At 39.9% G+C, this 19,462-nt stretch carries 17 protein-coding genes; 12 read left to right on the top strand and 5 right to left on the bottom strand.

What is annotated here, in order from left to right:
• The 10 genes from K5Q73_RS17265 to rfbB all read left to right on the top strand — a co-directional run.
• On the top strand, positions 1-1,066 hold a 1,066-nt coding region (locus tag K5Q73_RS17265), incomplete at its 5' end, for a glycosyltransferase (RefSeq protein ID WP_220766158.1).
• Between the two features lie 8 nt (positions 1,067-1,074).
• Positions 1,075-2,112, top strand: a complete 1,038-nt coding sequence (locus K5Q73_RS17270) for a polysaccharide biosynthesis protein (RefSeq protein ID WP_220764510.1) — start codon at positions 1,075-1,077, stop codon at positions 2,110-2,112.
• Between the two features lies 1 nt (position 2,113).
• Positions 2,114-2,986: an SDR family oxidoreductase gene (locus tag K5Q73_RS17275; RefSeq protein ID WP_220764511.1), complete on the top strand. Its 873-nt coding sequence runs from the start codon at positions 2,114-2,116 to the stop codon at positions 2,984-2,986.
• Positions 2,983-4,113: a non-hydrolyzing UDP-N-acetylglucosamine 2-epimerase gene (wecB, locus tag K5Q73_RS17280; RefSeq protein WP_220764513.1), complete on the top strand. Its 1,131-nt coding sequence runs from the start codon at positions 2,983-2,985 to the stop codon at positions 4,111-4,113. Before K5Q73_RS17275 ends, wecB begins: the two co-directional genes overlap by 4 nt.
• Entirely contained in the window at positions 4,113-5,345 is a 1,233-nt protein-coding gene (locus K5Q73_RS17285; RefSeq protein WP_220764515.1) for a glycosyltransferase family 4 protein, read from the top strand. Before wecB ends, K5Q73_RS17285 begins: the two co-directional genes overlap by 1 nt.
• On the top strand, positions 5,314-5,721 hold the full coding sequence (locus K5Q73_RS17290) for a WbuC family cupin fold metalloprotein (RefSeq protein ID WP_220764517.1): 408 nt from the start codon (positions 5,314-5,316) through the stop codon (positions 5,719-5,721). The genes K5Q73_RS17285 and K5Q73_RS17290 overlap by 32 nt, the downstream gene beginning before the upstream one ends.
• A gap of 344 nt (positions 5,722-6,065) precedes the next feature.
• Positions 6,066-7,142 (top strand): UDP-N-acetylglucosamine--undecaprenyl-phosphate N-acetylglucosaminephosphotransferase, encoded by a 1,077-nt coding sequence (gene wecA / locus K5Q73_RS17295; RefSeq protein WP_220764638.1) that lies wholly within the window; start codon positions 6,066-6,068, stop codon positions 7,140-7,142.
• Positions 7,143-7,318: 176 nt separating this feature from the next.
• A complete protein-coding gene (gene wecA, locus K5Q73_RS17300) occupies positions 7,319-8,365 on the top strand; it encodes a UDP-N-acetylglucosamine--undecaprenyl-phosphate N-acetylglucosaminephosphotransferase (protein WP_220764519.1) in 1,047 nt (348 codons plus the stop codon).
• A 118-nt stretch (positions 8,366-8,483) separates the two neighbouring features.
• Complete coding sequence (gene rfbA, locus K5Q73_RS17305) at positions 8,484-9,365, top strand: glucose-1-phosphate thymidylyltransferase RfbA (RefSeq protein ID WP_259650813.1); 882 nt, start codon at positions 8,484-8,486, stop codon at positions 9,363-9,365.
• Positions 9,362-10,462: a dTDP-glucose 4,6-dehydratase gene (gene rfbB / locus K5Q73_RS17310; protein WP_220764530.1), complete on the top strand. Its 1,101-nt coding sequence runs from the start codon at positions 9,362-9,364 to the stop codon at positions 10,460-10,462. Before rfbA ends, rfbB begins: the two co-directional genes overlap by 4 nt.
• 338 nt (positions 10,463-10,800) lie before the next feature.
• Here rfbB and K5Q73_RS17315 read toward each other — a convergent pair whose 3' ends face one another.
• A complete protein-coding gene (locus tag K5Q73_RS17315) occupies positions 10,801-12,255 on the bottom strand; it encodes an MBL fold metallo-hydrolase RNA specificity domain-containing protein (RefSeq protein WP_220764532.1) in 1,455 nt (484 codons plus the stop codon).
• Positions 12,256-12,879: 624 nt separating this feature from the next.
• On the opposite strand from K5Q73_RS17315, the gene K5Q73_RS17320 reads away from it, so the two are divergent.
• Together K5Q73_RS17320 and rfbC are read left to right on the top strand one after the other, a co-directional pair.
• Positions 12,880-14,046: a nucleotide sugar dehydrogenase gene (locus tag K5Q73_RS17320; protein WP_220764540.1), complete on the top strand. Its 1,167-nt coding sequence runs from the start codon at positions 12,880-12,882 to the stop codon at positions 14,044-14,046.
• A gap of 269 nt (positions 14,047-14,315) precedes the next feature.
• On the top strand, positions 14,316-14,873 hold the full coding sequence (gene rfbC / locus K5Q73_RS17325; protein WP_220764542.1) for a dTDP-4-dehydrorhamnose 3,5-epimerase: 558 nt from the start codon (positions 14,316-14,318) through the stop codon (positions 14,871-14,873).
• Between the two features lie 192 nt (positions 14,874-15,065).
• Here the strand turns inward: rfbC and K5Q73_RS17330 are convergent.
• From K5Q73_RS17330 to K5Q73_RS17345, 4 genes are all read right to left on the bottom strand, one after another.
• Positions 15,066-16,207, bottom strand: a protein-coding gene (locus tag K5Q73_RS17330; RefSeq protein WP_374706875.1) for an IS3 family transposase whose coding sequence is annotated in 2 segments (ribosomal slippage) — positions 15,066-15,958 and positions 15,958-16,207 — 1,143 coding nt in all. Because the reading frame shifts where the segments join, the coding sequence is not laid out codon by codon here.
• Positions 16,208-16,600: 393 nt separating this feature from the next.
• Positions 16,601-17,005 (bottom strand): DUF86 domain-containing protein, encoded by a 405-nt coding sequence (locus K5Q73_RS17335; RefSeq protein WP_220764546.1) that lies wholly within the window; start codon positions 17,003-17,005, stop codon positions 16,601-16,603.
• Positions 16,998-17,396, bottom strand: a complete 399-nt coding sequence (locus K5Q73_RS17340; RefSeq protein ID WP_308443286.1) for a nucleotidyltransferase domain-containing protein — start codon at positions 17,394-17,396, stop codon at positions 16,998-17,000. The genes K5Q73_RS17335 and K5Q73_RS17340 overlap by 8 nt, the downstream gene beginning before the upstream one ends.
• A gap of 612 nt (positions 17,397-18,008) precedes the next feature.
• A complete protein-coding gene (locus tag K5Q73_RS17345; RefSeq protein ID WP_259650810.1) occupies positions 18,009-19,457 on the bottom strand; it encodes a CDP-glycerol glycerophosphotransferase family protein in 1,449 nt (482 codons plus the stop codon).
• Between the last annotated feature and the right edge of the window lie 5 nt (positions 19,458-19,462).

Raw genomic sequence — 19,462 nt, forward strand, 5'->3', positions numbered from 1 at the left:
AGCACTTGGTAAGAGTGGTGCGTTAACAATACTAAAGCAATTTATAAAACATGCATCTTTAGATCATAGATATCATTATTTTTGTTTTATTCCCAAAGGTCTCAATTTGCAAAAGTCAAACAATGTTTCTTTTGTAGAAGTTTCTAAGTTGGGTTGGTTTAAAAGAATCCTATGGGATAGTTATTTTTTTGAAAAACAGTTAAAAACTCATGGTGTTAATCCCGTAAAAATTATCTCATTACAAAATACATCCATTAACTCTGACAAAGAACAAATAATATATCTTCACCAGCCTCTACCCTTTTCTAGTGTGCGTTGGTCATTCCTTAAGAAAGAACAATTTAAACTATTTTTATATAAGCATTTTTATAAGTTTTTTATTTTACTATACGTTAGGAATAATACAGTTTTTGTTGTACAAACCAATTGGATGAAAAGTGCACTGTGTTCCACTTCTAATATTAATGAAAACAGAGTGCACGTAATAAAGCCAGATATAGAACTTCCTAATGTTGTTCCTGATGATAATCCGAAAAAAACTGCAAGTATACATCATACTCTTCTTTATCCGGCAACACCGCTTTTTTACAAAAACCATCAAATCATCTTGGATTCTCTCAAGATAATTAAAGCTAGAAATGAAATTAGTAATATAAAATTTCAAGTTACTTTTAAACCCGAGGAGTATAAATCATTTTCTGAATCAGTGAACCAATATGGTTTAAATGATAATGTTGATTATTTAGGCACTATTCCTTATGGCGAACTTATACAGAAATATCAGTCAGCTTCAATGGTTCTATTTCCTAGTTATGTCGAAACATTCGGTTTACCTTTGGCTGAAGGGGCTACTTTAAGAAAACCTGTGTTATGTAGCGATTTTCCATTTTCAAGAGATGTATTAAATGGTTATCCAGGAGCAACATATTTAGACTACAAAGACCCTCTTGCTTGGGCTGATGCAATTACTAATACATTAAATAAAATTAAATGTGATTCTTTACATAATGGGGACTTCACTTTTAAACCGTCCTCTTCATGGAAAGATTTTTTTAAATTAATATAGAGATTAATATGTTTAAAGATAAAATACTCTTAATTACCGGTGGAACAGGATCTTTTGGTAATGCTGTATTGCGTAGATTTCTCGAATCAGAGATTAAAGAAATCCGTATTTTTTCTCGTGATGAAAAAAAACAAGATGATATGCGAAAGGCATTCTCCAATGATAAACTAAAATTTTACATTGGTGATGTTCGCGATCCACAAAGTATTTCAACAGCTATGCGTGGTGTTGATTACGTATTCCATGCTGCTGCGCTTAAACAGGTGCCTTCTTGTGAGTTTTACCCATTAGAAGCTGTTAAAACTAATGTGTTGGGTACAGAGAATGTATTAGAGGCTGCAATCTACCACGGTGTAAGTCGGGTCGTTTGTTTGAGTACTGACAAAGCTGTATACCCAATCAACGCTATGGGTATTTCTAAAGCGATGATGGAAAAAGTGATTGTTGCTAAAAGCCGTAACTTAGAAGGCACTAATACGGTTATCTCGAGTACACGTTACGGAAACGTAATGGCTTCTCGTGGTTCAGTTATCCCATTATTTATCCGCCAAATTATTGAAGGAACTCCACTGACAATTACTGATCCATCAATGACTCGTTTTATGATGACATTAGATGATGCCGTGGATCTGGTTTTACATGCTTTTGAGTATGGCTCTAATGGTGATATTTTTGTGCAAAAAGCACCTGCAGCAACCATTGAAGTATTAACTCAGGCAATACTTGAGATGATCAACAAACCCGAACATAAAGTCAATGTGATTGGTACTCGACATGGTGAAAAATTATTTGAAGCCTTATGTAGTCGTGAAGAGATGTTTGTTGCACAAGACCAAGGTGAATATTACCGTATACCAGCTGATAATCGAGATTTAAATTATTCAAAATTCTTTGAAGAGGGCGATTCAGATTTATCCAAAGTTGAAGATTATAATTCTCATAACACTGAACGACTTGACGTAGAAGCTATGAAGCAATTACTACGAAAATTAGATTTTATTAGAGAGATAGAGTCTGGAAATTTAATTGTTCCAGAAGGCGTTTAAAATGAAAGTGTTGATTTTTGGTGCGACAGGAATGCTTGGTTATAGTCTCTTTACTAATTTAAGTGATTATAAACATTTACACGTATTTGGAACTGTTCGTAATGTAAATGAAAAAGAACGATTTTTTAAGAATTTAGAACATAAATTAATTGAACATGTTGATGTCACGGAAATTGCTAGTATTGAGCATGCTATTCAGCAAGTTTCCCCTGACGTGGTATTGAATTGCGTAGGACTAATTAAACAACATGACGTTTCAAAACAAAATGTGTCAGCAATTGAAATTAATTCGCTTTTACCACATAAGTTGGCAAGCTTATGCAACAAACACAATGCTCAATTGATTCACTTCTCGACAGATTGTGTTTTTGATGGCCAGAAAGGAAATTATACAGAAAGTGATCTTCCAACAGCAACTGATCTTTATGGCAAGTCCAAATGTCTCGGTGAAGTCAACTACGATAGACATATTACGTTAAGAACTTCTATTATAGGTCATGAACTAGTCACATCAGTGAGCTTGATTGATTGGTTTTTGAGCCAAAATGGTGAGGTAAATGGTTTCTCCAAGGCTATATTTTCTGGGTTGCCAACTTCCTATATTGCAAAGATACTAGTAGATAACGTTTTTGAAAAAACAGATTTAACAGGCCTATACCATTTATCTGTAGAACCTATCGATAAGTTTTCGCTAGTTTCTTTGGTTGCAGAGATATATGGCAAAGAAATAACTATTAATCCAAGCGCTGACCTAGTGATTGACCGTTCGTTGGATTCAACTCGTTTTAGAGAGTTGACAGGCTTTGTCCCCCCGACATGGCGTGAGTTGGTTGAATATATGCGTAAAGATTACTTGAAGAGGTATACATCATGAAAAAGCTTAAAGTAGTAACGGTAGTCGGGACTAGGCCTGAAATTATTCGATTATCATGTACTATTGCTAAACTCGACCTACACTGCGAACATATTTTGGTACACACTGGCCAAAACTATGATTTTGAACTTAATCAGATATTTTTTGATGACTTAGGTATTCGCTCTCCTGATTATTTTCTCGAGTGTGCAGGTACAACTTCTGCTGACACAATGGCCCAAGTTATTAGCAAATCAGATAAATTGTTTGAAGAGTTAAAACCTGAAGCTGTACTTATTTTGGGGGATACTAATAGCGCTTTAGCTGCAATTTCAGCAAAACGGAAAAAGATCCCTATCTTCCATATGGAAGCCGGAAATCGTTGCTTTGACTTGCGTGTTCCTGAAGAAATTAATCGTAAAATAGTCGACCATATTTCAGACGTTAATATGCCTTATAGTGATATTGCACGTAATTACTTGTTACGAGAAGGAGTAAGTCCTGAGCTTATCGTAAAAACTGGCAGCCCAATGGATGAAGTGCTGACCTTCTATAGAAATAAAATTCAAGAATCTGAGGTGTTGATTCGTCTCTCTTTGGAAAGAGATAAGTATTTCCTCGTTAGTGTTCATAGAGAAGAGAATGTTGATTCTGAAAAAAATATCTATGCGTACGTAGAAGTCTTGAATACAATTGCAAGTAAATACGACATACCTATTATTGTTTCAACTCATCCAAGAACTCGTAAGAAAATTGAAGCACTCAATTTGGAGTTCGATAGTAGAGTACAACTATTAAAGCCGCTAGGCTTTAGTGATTATGTTCACTTACAGAAAGAGGCAAAAGTAGTACTTAGTGATAGTGGTACTATCACAGAAGAGTCTTCTATTCTTAACTTTCCTGCAATTAATATTCGTGAAGCTCAAGAGAGACCGGAGGGTTTTGAAGAGGGGGCTGTTATGTTTACAGGAATGTGTGTGAACCGAATTCTTCAGGCAATTGAGATACTAGAGACTCAACCTCGAGGAGAAGTTCGATTGATTAATAAAGTTCAGGATTACATCGCACCTAATGTTTCTGATAAGGTTTTACGTACTATTTTAAGCTATACCGATTATGTGAATCGTGTTATTTGGAAGAAGTATTAATGCATTTAGCATTAGTTATTGATGATTACCTGCCACACAGTACGCGTGTGGCAGCAAAAATGTTTCATGAACTTGCTGTTGAATTGCAGAGCATGGGCTGTGTAGTTACTGTTATTACTCCTCACTTCTACGAAAAGAATGACTTTATTGAAGAGGTTTATGACGGTATAAAGGTGTGGCGTTTTAGTTCCGGCCCCATTAAGGACATAGGAAAAGTAAAGAGAGCTATAAATGAGACACTTCTTTCTAGTCGTGCTTGGAAGTCGATAAAACACAAGGTTGAAGCTAAAACATTTGATGGTGTTATTTATTACTCACCCTCAATTTTTTTTGGGGGGGTAGTCGCGAACCTTAAGCAAAGGTGTAGCTGCCCAGCATATCTGGTGCTAAGAGACTTCTTCCCGCAATGGATTATAGATGCCGGTATGATTAAAGAGGGGTCATTGATTGAGCGTTATTTCAGATACTTCGAACGACACTCTTATAATCAAGCTGACATGATAGGTATTATGTCAGAAAAAAACATGGCTTTATTTAATAAAAGTACCAAATCTCGATATCAAGCTCAAATACTACGCAATTGGGCTGCTCTAATCCCATATGAACTATCGAATAAGCATAATTCAATAAGGCGCAAACTGAATATACAAGATAAAGTGATTTTCTTTTACGGTGGAAATATTGGACATGCGCAGGACATGGCCAATCTTATGCGTCTTGCTAAGAGTATGCTGCCTTACATAGATGCTCATTTTCTTTTTGTGGGGCAAGGTGACGAAGTTGAATTGATTAACAATCTTGTAACTGAGTGGTCATTGACCAACGTAAGCTACTTACCATCCGTTAACCAATCAGAATTTAAGGATATTTTAGCTGACATTGACGTTGGACTTTTCTCGTTATCTGCAAAGCACACCGCTCATAACTTTCCTGGTAAGTTATTAGGCTATATGGTTCAGTCTTTGCCAATTTTAGGGAGTGTCAATGAAGGAAATGATTTACAAGAGTTAGTTAACGAGCATGGTGCCGGACTTATTACTGTTAACGGTGAAGATGAGCAGTTCTTAAAAAATGCTATTTCCTTATTTCAAAATGCTATATATAGAAAAACCGTTGGACAAAAGGCATACACGCTACTTGAACATGAATTTTCAGTTAATTCGATCGCTACAAATATTTTGGATAAATTAAAGGGTAATCATGAAAGTTCTGGGAAAAGAATTGCTAGATAACCTTCTAGGCGATGCTAAGGCCTCACCTAGAAGGCGAGCACACCTTAACTTACACAAAACTTTTGATGACAAGGTTCAACGATTATTTATAGCTTTGTCTAAAGGCAGTTATGTCGAACCTCATTATCATGAGTTACCTCATCAGTGGGAGATGTTCGTCGTTATCAATGGCGTTATAAGGGTTACCGTTTACAATTCTGACGGAAGTAAGTTAAAAGAGTTACTTGTTGGAGATGGGGAAGAGTGTCGGGCTATTGAATTTCAACCTTTTGACATACATAGCGTTGAATGTATTTCAGACGATGCACTTATGCTTGAGGTAAAAGAAGGAGCTTTTGATCCCGATTTTGCTAAGGTGTTACTCACCTCTGGCTAGCAAGGACTTTAATTGGCATTAAATACAACTGCCAGTAAATGTATATTCAATCTAGTTTCTCATTTTAAGTGTAACTAGGAGTAACCTAATCTGGTTTGAGTGAATATTGCATCAGTAAATGGTAAAGCCTCGTCAACCTATTAGTTTTAGCTGTTTGTACTATGTGATGCATTAGCCCCTTTGACTATATTTAAAAATACCATGTATATAACCCGTTTTATAGTTAATTCAGCACTACTATCGTCAATAGTAGTGCTTTTTTGGTAAAAATGGCCTTTCTACTATCAATAGTTATCCATTATCCATTATCCATTATCCATTATCCATTATCCATTGAGATTGATATGTCCTTAAGTTTATGTTTTGCATTTATCGCTTCATTTTCTAGCTTGTTGACTCTTCGAAAGTTTGCTAAGCGAATTGGGCTAGTGGATAAGCCTAATGAGCGAAAGCACCATGAAGGTCAGATCCCACTCATTGGCGGTATTTCTATATTTCTTAGCCTTTTATTTACGCTATTGCTTTTCACACCTCTGGATAAAAATGTAGTGCTGTATATTTGTTGCTCTACTGTTTTGGTTGGCTTGGGAGCTATTGATGACAGGTTCGATATTAGCTTCAAAGTTCGTCTAGTTATTCAGGCAGCTATTTCACTCGCTATGATTCTTGTTGGTGAGAAAAGTTTACATAATCTTGGTTGCTTAATGGGCAGTGAAGTTATTCAGCTTCCTTTGCTCGTAAGTTACTTAGTAACCATATTAGGGGTTATTGGTGCAATCAATGCCTTTAATATGGTTGATGGTATCGATGGTTTACTTGGCGGCTTGGCATCAGTCACTTTTGGTGCGTTAGGCGTGTTATTTTATCAAAGTGGTAACACTGAGTTAGCTAAATACTGTTTGTTGATAGTAGTTGCTATTTTACCTTATATATTGCTCAATTTAGGGATTCCTCTAGGGCAACGTTTTAAGGTATTCATGGGGGACGCTGGTAGTATTTTTATTGGCTTTACTGTGATCTGGCTATTAATTGAAGCTAGTCAGGGAGCAAGGTCGAATGCTATTCGACCTGTTACAGCACTCTGGTTAATTGGTCTACCTCTAATGGATATGGTTTGCATTATGGTGAGGCGGATGAGGAAGGGACAATCGCCATTTAAACCAGATAGAGAGCATTTACACCATATTTGTCAGCGTATCGGTTTTTCTTCTCGTAGTTCGTTATTGGTTATCTGCCTAATGGCTAGCATTATGGCGGGTGTTGGTATTTGGTCCGAGCTACATTCTGTTAATGAAACCATTATGTTTGTTGCCTTTTTAATAGCGTTTGCCATTTATTTTTACGTTATAGCTTACATTTGGAAAATTACTGCCTTCATTAAGAAGAAAGTTAAGGTTCCTGTTAGTTCGCTAAATTCATAGCTTGCTAGCAGCTCTTATTCTGGTAAGTAAATCGTTTCAGCATAATCACAAGTGTCATTTTCGGTCGGCAGACGTAAGTTCATATTAATGTATTTGATAGCTGTTATAATCGTGGGATTAGTTGTAAACTTGGACATTAAAATGAATGATTACCGCTTGTACTTAAGGATAAGAAAATGAGTTTAATCGAGCCATTCTTTATGGCATTTTTATTGAGCTTTGTTGCGATTAAATTTACAGCGCCTTACGCTGCTAAGGTAGGGTTGGTCGACCTACCAAATGCCCGTAAAGTTCATGATGGTGCTGTGCCACTAATTGGTGGTATTGGCATTTTTTTTAGTGTATTACTTGCTTCGTCAGTTTTCATTGAGTACAGCAGAACCCTAAACCTTTACCTTATCTCTGCAGCGCTAATTTTGTTTATCGGTGTTCTTGATGATCGTTACGATCTATCAGTACGTTTGCGAATCGCGGCTCAGGTAATAACGGCATCTATCTTGATCTTTGGTGCAGAATCTTATCTGACCTCACTAGGGAGCATCTTGTTCTTTTTTGAGTTAAAACTCGGTTATATAGGAGTTCTAATAACGGTATTAGCCGTAATAGGCTCTATCAATGCGTTTAACATGGTCGACGGTATAGACGGTCTTGCTGGAGTGCTCAGTATTGTAACGTTTTCCTCATTAGCTTTCTTATTTTACCAAGCGCAAAACTCCTGGACAATCTTACCTATATTGTTCATCGCTGCTATCTCAGCATATCTTTTTTTTAATTTACGTTGGCCATTTAGTTCGTTACAAAAAGTTTTTATGGGTGATGCTGGTAGTATGTTAATTGGTCTGACAGTTGTTTGGTTGTTGGTGATTGGTACTGAGTCAGATAATCCAGCATTTTCCCCTGTTACAGCACTTTACTTAATTGCTATCCCTTTAATGGATATGGCGGCAATTATGTATCGAAGAGTTAAAAAAGGCCATTCTCCTTTTAAACCAGACCGGGACCATCTTCATCATATATTTGAACGTGCGGGTTATAGCCGTAAACAAACTTTAGTTAGAATTTCTATGTTGTCAGCAATCCTTGCTACGATTGGTATTTCTGGCGAATTATTCGTAGTTCCAGAATACATTATGTTTATAGGATTTTTAGCTGTTTTTGCAACATATAATTGGGCTTTAGCTCATGTATGGCAAATCTTAACGTGGATTAGACGTACTTCTTGATCGTTTGATTTATATCATACAAAAAATCCCCGAATGGGGATTTTTTGTTTTTAAATGTGTTTGAACACGGGTGATGACTTTGAAAAGTAACGCTAAAACTACCGATAAAGCCCAGGCTATAACTAAAGGGATTGTACTAGCCGGTGGTGCTGGTTCACGCTTGTATCCTATTACTCGAGGGATCTCTAAACAACTGCTGCCAGTTTATGATAAACCGATGATCTATTACCCTCTTTCAGTATTGATGTTGGCGGGCATTAGAGAGATATTGATTATAACAACTGCAGAAGAATTAATACTATTTCAACGTCTTCTTGGTGACGGTAGTGATTTTGGTGTACATCTGACTTTTGCTATTCAGAAAAAGCCTGAAGGTATTGCACAGGCATTTATTATTGCGGAAAGCTTCATCGGCAATGACAATGTATGCCTCATTTTGGGTGATAATATCTTTTATGGACAAGGTTTTAGTCAGTCTTTGAAATCTGCTGCTGAACGGCGAGCTGGCGCGACAATTTTTGCCTATCAAGTTGTTCAAGCTGAAAGGTTTGGGGTTGTTGAGTTTGATAAAGACTTTAAGGCGCAGTCTATTGAAGAGAAGCCTATACAGCCTCAATCAAATTGGGCTGTGACAGGTCTTTATTTTTACGATAGCAGAGTGGTTAGTATTGCAAAGAACTTGTCACCATCAGCACGGCATGAGCTAGAGATCACCGATATTAACCAAGCTTATTTAAAGTTGGGTGAATTACAGGTAGAAAGGCTAGGGCGCGGCTTTGCATGGCTAGACACTGGTACGTTTGATAGTTTGCAGCAAGCATCGTCTTATGTACAAACCATTGAAACTGTACAAGGGTTAAAAGTAGCTTGTTTAGAAGAGATAGCTTGGCGAAATGGTTGGTTATCTGATGACGATATTGTTCGTATCTCGCAGCTAATGAAGCAAAATAGTTATGGTCAGTATCTTATCAGATTGCTGCAAGACAGGATTGAACTATGAACCAAGTGATATTGATTACCGGAGGTTCAGGTTTTATCGGCTCAGCATTAGTACGTTTTTTAATTCATCACACTGCACATACGGTGATTAACTTGGATAAACTGACTTATGCTAGCAATCCAGCATCTTTAGGCGATGTAAGATTGTCTCATCGCTATCATTTTATTGAGGGTGATATCTGCGATGCAGGCTTAGTATCTAATCTGCTTCATGAATACCGGCCAACTAGCATTATGCACTTGGCTGCAGAGAGTCATGTTGACCGCTCGATTGATGGGTCTGCTGAGTTTATGCAAACCAACATTATTGGCACTTATACATTGTTGGAAGCATGCAGGAAGTATTACACCACACTTGTAGATAGGAAAAGGGACGGTTTTCGCTTTCATCATATCTCTACTGACGAGGTTTATGGCGATTTAGACTTTGGGGAGTTATTTACAGAAAATACCCGATATGATCCGAGTTCCCCGTACTCTGCGAGTAAAGCTGCATCCGACCATTTAGTGCGAGCTTGGCACCGGACCTATGGCTTACCAATTGTTGTGACAAACTGCTCTAATAATTATGGTCCTTTTCAGCATGCCGAGAAGTTAATTCCGCAAACTATCACCAATGCTTTAGCTGGTAAGTCAATTCCTATCTATGGTAATGGTTTACAGATCCGAGACTGGTTGTATGTTGAAGATCATGTCAGAGCGCTGTATAGCGTTTTGACTCAAGGCAAAATTGGTAAAACCTACAACATCGGTGGGAGTTGTGAAAAGCGTAATATTGATGTTGTAAACACCATTTGTGAGCTGTTGGAAGAACTCGTTCCGGTCAACGTTGACTCACTGGCTGCTAGTGGTAATGCCCTCGGATTTAAAAGCTTAATTACTTATGTAGACGATAGACCTGGGCATGACGTTCGTTATGCGATAGATTCGAGCAAGATCCAGCGTGAATTAGGTTGGAAGCCTATCGAATCCTTTGAGTCTGGCCTAAAAAAGACGGTAGAGTGGTATGTAAAAGAGGCGGTAGAGTGGTATGTAAAAGAGGCGGTAAAAGCAAAGGCTTATGAAAAAGCTGATAAAAGCGAAGACGGCGCAAGCTGAGACGGAGAAAATGGAACGGCTTGTTGCCTACGGTATACGGAACGTTCGCAAGCTCACTCACGGAACGCTGCGCTGACGGTTAAGGCCAAGAAGATCCTAGGGCCTAGGAAAAGCAGGTCCTAGATAAGAGCTAAGACGGTACAAGCTGGGACGGTAAACCGAGCGGCCTGTTTTGATTACTGCATGAAGAGCATTCTTGCCACGAAGCGCTGCGCTTTTACGGAGGACACGGAGAAGTGCGTAGAGCAAAAGATTAGCGCGATTTTTAGTTGGTCTTGATGTTGCTTTTCTTCGTGTCGAGTAGCGCTCCGAGTCCTCAGTGGTGAATAGCTTTGGCTTTAGCCTGTTCCTATTTTAATCTCTGCGTTAGGTAACAGTTGGCGGTATTTATCTGCTAACGCTTGTTTGGCCTCGGTGTCGCCGTGGACTATGCGGATGTGTTTCGGTTTGTGTTTGATACCTTCAACAAAGTTTATCAGGTCTTGTTGATCTGCATGGGCTGAATAGCCACTGATAGTGTGAATTCCCGCTTTAATATCAATTTTCTCCCCCTCTATGTACACGTAACCTCCGCGTGGTCCGTATGTTTGAATATCCCTTCCGATAGTTCCTGTAGCTTGATATCCCACAAAAAGTACATCTGCAGTTGGCTCAGGTAAAAATCGTTGTAGGTAGTTAACGATTCGTCCGCCTGTACACATCCCGCTTGCCGCAATGACAACTGCTGGCTTTTGTCTGCTTGAAAGATAATTTATTACCGCTAGGTGATCTTGGTGGCTATCGATGGTGTAAAGCTGATTAAAATCCAGTGGATGGCGTTGCTCCGCTAACACGGATTTGGCCTCCGAATCCCACAGCTTTTTATAATCAATGTACTTTTCGGTAAAGTTTGCCGCCATAGGCGAGTCGACAATGATGTCTATACTCTGCCACATGGGGTCTTGTTGTTGGTTATGGATAATTTGTTCTAATTCATACAGTAACTCTTGTGTTCGGCCAATGCTGAAAGCTGGGATGAGTACGACGCCGTTGTCGCTAACTGATTTTTCAATTACTTGACGTAAGCTTTCTGCTCGTTGTTCGCGGTTAACGTGATTTTTATCACCATAGGTGGACTCAATCACTAAGATGTCGGCGCGCAATGGGCTTTGAGGGCTTGGCAATAGTGGTGTGTTACTGGCACCTAAGTCTCCTGAAAATACGACTATGTGCGTGTCTTGCTCGCTTCCTGGGTCACCGTTTGGGTTTGTATCATCGCTACTATTCTTGTGAGCTAGCGATAGGTTACTGAGCTCTATTTCAACATAGGCCGAGCCTAGTATATGGCCTGCAACATTAAACCGTGCTTTTGTCTGTTGGTATCCACTATCACAGAGGTTTACGTTCAGAGTAAACCATTGATTATAATCAATAGGCTGAATTAACTGCTGTAAACGCTTTAAATATAAATTAATTAAGTTTTGGTTACGGGTGACACCGACTTTGAGTGCATCTTCAATGACCATAGGCAGTAGGGCGGCGGTGGCTGTTGTTGCATAGATAGGTTTGTTAAAACCAGCAGCAAGTAAATATGGGATCCTACCAACATGATCAATGTGGCAGTGGGTAATAATTAACGCTGTGATATCACGTAATTCAAATTCTATTTGGAGTTGATCTGCTGCGCTCTTTCCTGCTGTTTCAGCTCCTTGAAATAGGCCGCAATCGATTAGAACGCTTGAGCGGGGATTGATATCTAGCTGATGGCATGAGCCCGTTACACCATTTACCGCTCCATAATGGATTATTTGCATATTCGATTTCCTTATCGTTGTTATTAAGCGCAGAGACTAGAACGAGGCTCCGCCACGGCTAGAGCGTCGCTACGCTCCTGCTAGATTCTATACGAGCTTAAAGCAAGAAGGTCCTAGGTTAAAGCAAAGACGGTACAAGCTGAGACGATTATAGAGGAACGGCCTCCGGCCTACAGAACGCTTCGCTTACGGAATACGGAACGCTTCGCTTACGGTTAAAGATTAAGAAGATCCTAGGCCCTAGGAAAGGCAGGTTCTAGGTAAGAGCAAAGATGATACAAGCTAAGACGGGGTAAGCAAAGATGGAACGGCCTGCGGCCTAACTAGGAAAAGCAGGTCCTAGATAAAAAGTTAAGAAGGTTCTAGGCTTTAGGGAAAGCAGGTGCTAGGTTAAAGGATAGAAGGTCCTAGGTACAAGCAAAGACGGTTAAGAGCAGAAAAGCTAAGCGAAAGCTGAAGGCAACGCTGTTTCGTTTTTGATTTTCTAGCAGCGAAGCGTCCTCGCAGTGAGCCTGTGAACATCCTAGGATCTCGTACCTTCTCAGCTTTAACATATGTGAGCCTAGAACAATACTTTTGTCTTGTTGAATGCTATTTTTTGCGGATATTTGTTAAGGTTTATGGATGAAAATTGCTATAGCAGGGACAGGCTATGTAGGCCTATCAAACGCTGTATTATTGGCACAACACAATACTGTTATGGCTGTTGATATTGTTGCTGAAAAAGTTAACATGATTAACCAAGGTCAATCACCTATAGCAGATACCGAGATAGAAGCCTATCTCAGTAATCATAAGCTCGACTTAACGGCTATGCTTGATAAGCAATTAGCCTATCAAGATGCGGATTATGTGGTTATTGCAACGCCGACAGATTACGACACCAAATCCAATTACTTTAATACCTCGTCGGTTGAAGCAGTTATTCGGGATGTGTTAACTATTAATACAAATGCAGTTATGGTGATTAAGTCGACTGTACCAGTCGGTTATACCGAGTCTGTTAAACAGAAGTTTGATACTAAAAATATTATTTTCTCACCTGAATTTTTACGTGAAGGCCGTGCGCTTTATGATAATTTGCATCCGTCTCGCATTATCATTGGTGAGCGCTCAGAGCGCGCTGAAGTGTTTGCTAACTTACTTAGCGATGCTGCAGTTAAAGACAATATCGACATTCTTTTTACCGACTCGACTGAGGCCGAGGCAGTTAAGCTTTTCTCTAATACTTACCTTGCAATGCGTGTGGCGTACTTTAATGAATTAGACAGCTACGCAGAGTCTCATGGTTTAGATTCTCGACAAATAATTGAAGGTGTTGGGTTAGATCCTCGTATTGGAGCACACTACAACAATCCATCATTTGGTTATGGTGGTTACTGCCTACCAAAAGATACCAAGCAACTTAGAGCTAATTACGCAGATGTGCCAAATTGTTTGATTAGTGCGATTGTTGATGCGAATTCTACTCGTAAAGACTTTATTGCTGATTCTATTATCAAGAGGCATCCTAAAGTCGTGGGTATTTACCGCCTGGCTATGAAGTCTGGTTCAGATAATTTCCGTACGTCTTCTATTCAAGGTATCATGAAGCGCATTAAAGCCAAAGGTATTGAGGTTGTGGTATTCGAACCTGTGCTTAATGAGTCAGAGTTCTTTAACTCACGTGTAATACAAGATCTGAACGAATTTAAGCAAGTCTCTGATGTGATAGTATCAAATCGTATGGTTGATGAGTTGGCTGATGTAGCTGCAAAAGTGTATACGCGAGACTTATTTGGGTCGGATTGAGCAAAGGCTGAGAAGGTCCTAGGTAGAAGCAAAGACGGTAAAGCGGAATGACCTGCGGCCTACAGAACGCTGCGCTTACGGTTTAAAGCAAAGACGGTTAAGAGCAGAAAAGCTAAGCGAAAGCTGAAGGCAACGCTGTTTGGTTTTAGATTTCCTCGGAGCGAAGCGTCCTAGGTCCTAGAACCTTGTTTATTCAGTGAGCTTGCGAACGTTCTAGGATTTAGGATCTTCTTTTAACCTTAAAATCTAGACTAATTTAAAAGAAAATGATGAAATTAATACCCACCTCAATTCCTGATGTGTTGCTGTTTGAGCCGAAAGTATTTGGCGATGAACGAGGCTTCTTTATGGAAACCTTTCGTCAGTCAGAGTTTGAGGCGCTGTTTGCTGAAGCGGGCATGGTTTGCCCGAGCTTTGTGCAAGAAAATATGAGCCGTTCGGCTAAAAATGTACTACGTGGGCTGCATTATCAAGAGGTGCAACCACAAGGTAAATTGATCCGAGTAACTGCTGGTAGTATTTTCGATGTTGCCGTCGATATTCGTAAAGACTCCAAAACCTATGGTCAGTGGTTTGGGCAAGCCTTATCTGCTGAAAATAGACTGCAAATGTTTATCCCTCCTGGCTTTGCCCATGGCTTTTTAACCTTAAGTGCCCATGCTGACATTATCTATAAATGTAGCGATTACTATGCGCCTGAGCATGAAAGATGCATTGCGTGGGATGATCCGTTGTTAAATATCCAATGGCCGATAGACGAAGGTGTTGAGCCGATTTTGTCGGAGAAGGATAAAAGGGCTAAGAAGGGCGCTTCGCTTCTAGGTTAAAAGCTAAGAAGGTCCTAGATTCTAGGAAAGGCAAAGACGATTAAAGCTGAGATGGAAAAGCTGAACGGCCTTTGGCCTGACGGTTTACGGAACGTTCGCAGGCTCACTTACAGAACGCTGCGCTGACGGTTAAAGCGGCGTTATCTATATGATGTGGTCAACTAAAACTGTACACCAACAGGGGATACGTATTTACGCAGCCGTTTCAGCCGCTGTTGGTGTCATGTAATTATTGTAGCTATGACCCCGTTTTGTATTGTAGTGTTTCAAGATATAGTTGATGCAGTCGAACTCAGCTTCCTTAAAACTGTTATAGCCATATTTAGGCATCCATTCTGTTTTAAAGCTTCTAAAAAATCGCTCTATCACCGCGTTATCCCAACAATTCCCTCTTCGGCTCATGCTTTGAGTGATTTGATACTTCCACAACATTTGTCGATATTGCAGGCTGCTGTAATGACAACCTTGGTCTGAGTGAAATATCAGGTTTTTAGGACGTCCCCGTTGTTCAAATGCCATTCTTAAAGCTGCACAAGTTAAGTCAGTATTTGGACTACCTGAGCACGCCCAGCCGACTATCTTTCTGGCGTATAAATCCATTACCACAGCTAAATAGAGCCACCTTGTCCCTGACCAAACGTAAGTTACATCGCCACACCAGACCCGGTTTATAGCTTCAACGTTAAACTGTCGTTTTAATAAATTAGGCGCAATTTTAGATTCGTCATTTGCCACCTTATAACGATGTTTTCTGGGCTGGCTACTGATAAGCCCTGCATCTCTCATTAAACTTGCGGCCTTATAACGGCCAACATTTTCACCCAGTTGATTAAGTTGACCAGCTATCGTTCTAGCTCCCGCAGAGCCGCGACTATCACTATGTATATCAATCGCTTTTTTGAGCAATAACTCACGTTCTGGTTTTATTAATTCACGGTGTTTTAGGTGGTAATGATAGCTGCTTCTCGGGATTTCAAATAAATCACAAAGTGGTTTAACACTGTTTTGCTCTCTCGATAACGATTCAATCAACGCTATCGTTTGATGCTGTCTTGCATTAAGAGAGCGGTAGCTTTTTTTAAGATGTCTTTCTCCCATTCAATTTTCTTAATTTGAGCTTCAAGCTCTTGAATGCGCCTTTGCTCTGGAGTCATAGCGTTGGTAGATGGAGTAATACCTTCAAACTCTTGCTTTAGTTGGATAACCCAACGTCTCATTGCTGTTGGGCCTACACCGGTAGCCTGACAGGCTTCACGAATGGTATAGCCTTGATTAATGACAAGGTTAGCTGCATCAATTTTAAATTCTGTTGAATATGTTGGTTGAGTCTTCATTACTTTTACACCGTTCTGTATTAAGGAGAGTTTACCTCATATCGGTGTACAGGTTTATTAAGCCACAATAATGTAGGTCGGCATTTATGCAGTCAATTTCCTAATATTTGAATGAGTTGTTGATGGGCTAAAGTCCAACCTACGGAAAAGAAGGTTCTAGGTACAAGCAGAGACGGAAAAGTGGAACGGCCTTTGGCCTTAGGTTGACGGAACGTTCGCAGGCTCACTTACAGAACGCTGCGCTGACGGGTAGGGCTAAGAAGATCCTAGGTACAAGCAAAGACGGTTAAGAGCAGAAAAGCTAAGCGAAAGCTGAAGGTAACGCTGTTTGGTTTTTGATTTCCTAGCAGGACGAAGTCCGTCCTCGTAGTGAGCTTGCGAACGTCCTAGAATCTAGGTCCTTCTTTTTATTGCTTCAATAAAGTCTTCAAAATCACTTAAATGATGCTTGATAACATGAATCACAATGTCAAGGTTGAGCTCTTGATAGTCGTGTACCGCTATGTTTCTTAGGCCCACCATTTTCTTTAGGTTATCAGCTAATGCTTCGTTCAGTACATTATTTTGTGCTAACAAGGTTAAGCTATCTCGGCTGCTTTGCGGGATACCGTATTGATGTTGGCGGTTTAAATGATTTGCTATATCAATGCAAGCTTCACAACTACGTTGTAGGTTGAGTATCACACTGTCTTGCAGTGTCAAATCTTGCTTAAATGACGTTCCATCTCCATACACATCATTTATACGTTTTAGACAGCGTTTGATCGTGGCTATTTTATTGATGAGAATATCATTCATTGGTTGTTCCCTTACTGCTATGCACCACTTTATTAGAAGTGAAATCGGCTAATATCATACTTCTTTCTGCTTGTAGGTGTTGGTACATGGACATGGTTTTAACCGTAAAATAATTATCATCATTCTGGCTTCCCCATAGCAATTTTCCCTGAGTAATCACCTGTTGGCACAATACAGTTGATGCGGTATTTAAATCAATTAAATCGACATCGATATTGAGTTCACATGCTAATGTTTGAGCAAGTTGCCAACGGTTAAGGTTATCTAGTGCCTTAGCTGGCAATATAGCAATATCTAAATCACTTTCAGAATGTTGCTCACCACTAGCGAAGGAACCAAATAAATAGATAAGTTTTACATCTGGGACTTTGGCGAGAATAGAATTAATCAAAAATGTTTTATTTAAATTAAACATAATTATAAAAATAGCCCATGTGACTTTATGGTTTTGCTCAGTTGAGTGTATCACAGTGGGTTGAAGCTAAGAAGTTAAAGCCGAGCAAGCAAAGACGGTTAAAAGACGGTACAAGCTGAGACGGAAAAGCAGAGCGGCCTGCGGCCTTACGGTTTGCGGAACGTTCGCAGGCTCACTTACGGAACGCTGCGCTGACGGTTAGGGCTAAGAAGATCCTAGGTTCTAGGAAAAGCAGGTCCTAGGTTAAAGCATAGAAGGTCCTAGGTTCTAGGGGAAGCAGGTTCTAGGTACAAGCTAAGACGGAAAAAGCGGAGCGGCCTTTGGCCTGACGGATGACGGAACGTTCGCTGGCTCACTTACGGAACGCTGCGCTGACGGTTAAAGCGCCGTTATCTATGTAGGTCGGCATTTATGCCGTCAATTCTCGTATATTTAATGTACGTTGATGGGCTAAAGCCCAACCTACTTAAAAGCAGGTTAAAGCTAAGAAGGTCCTAGGTAAGAGCAAAGACGGTTAAGAGCAGAAAAAGCTAAGCGAAAGCTGAAGGTGGCGCTTTTTGGCTTTGGATTTCCTCGGAGCGAAGCGTCCTAGGTCCTTCTTTTATCCACCCATCCTTCTAAAGCTTCAAATGCATTTGGTGTATCTTTTCCCCAAAACAGCTCGCTTACGTTTTGGTACTCTTCTAGGTAATTCTCTTGGTAGTTTTCTTGGTCATTATTTTGCTGATCTTTTTGATAACGGTCTCCACAATCAGGTTTTTGTTTAGCTATTTTCACCGGCGTTAGCTGCTGTAATAACTCATCAAAATTTGTGCATTTTGGGGCGATGTCAGGGAGCTTTGTCGCGTAGTCATAGATATTGCGGCAATCTTGTTGGTAATGCGCTTCGTCAAAGCGGTAGAAGCATATTGGCGTGTTTAACGGTAATGCATCAATAAATAATGACGAGTAATCGGTGATGAGTAGGTCAACCTGTTGTAAGAAGCCATATACATCTCCCAAGTGTGAAATATTAATGATGTTGGCGTATTCAGTTAGCTCATCAGCCAAGCTTGCTTCATTTGGATGTAGGCGTAATAAAAACAGTTGGTTATTGGCTACTAAGTGATTCGATAATTGCTGCCAATCAAAAGCACTGCTGTATGGATTGCCTTGTTTATGGCTATCGCGCCACGAGGGAGTATATAAAATGATGCTTGGTGTTGGTGTTGGTGTTGGTGTTGGTATTGGTGTAAATGTAGCTGCTTGCTCGAAGGCATCATTGCTGTTTGGCTGCATATTTTCTTGTGTGATAGAGCTAAAAATCTTATCGAGCGGTTGGCGCTTGCTTGTGTCGAGCGCGTAGTAATCCGTTCTTGGGTTCGTTGCTCGTAGCAACTTAGTCCCACTAGTTACTGAGCCATCAGCGTTATGGTAATCAGAGCCTTCAGCGGCATGAACATCAGAGCCATCAGCTTTATCATAATTAGAGTCTTCAGCTAACTGAGTGTTTGAGTCGTTAAGTCTAAATGCACTGCTAAACAAAGAGTCGATAAGCGTACTTGGGCTTAGCATTAAATCTGGGGTGATGCGTTGCTGGTGGGCAAATAGCCATTGTTTACATAATGCTAGTTTACCTTCGGGGTTGAACACTTGTGCCATGGGACCTGTGTTGATGTCGAACTCAATTTTCTTCATCGGCAGTCCATGCCATAGGTTTACTTTGGTTGAACCATTGGCAAGCCACTGGTTAATGTCACCGATATAACTGTTATAAAAATAATACTTAGTGGTTAGGGCGTGATAAACCCCTTTTAGTGACCAGCGGTAGTACACCTCAAAATCTTGGTTCTGTAGCTGTTCAATAATCTCACGATTGCCGCTAATCCAAATGCAGCGAATATACTTTGTCTGCTGCCAGTGCAAGTACAAGTATTTACTGTTATCAGAAAAGCCTTCTTTATAACTACCAAAAAGTGCCTTGCTTGAGCTGCGAGGAGATAGAGCAGCAAGCGTATAAACCAACTTCCTGATAATGACTTTGGCCCAATTAGCCATAGAGA

The sequence above is a fragment of the Shewanella sp. MBTL60-112-B2 genome, assembly GCF_019655055.1.
GTDB lineage: Bacteria > Pseudomonadota > Gammaproteobacteria > Enterobacterales > Shewanellaceae > Shewanella.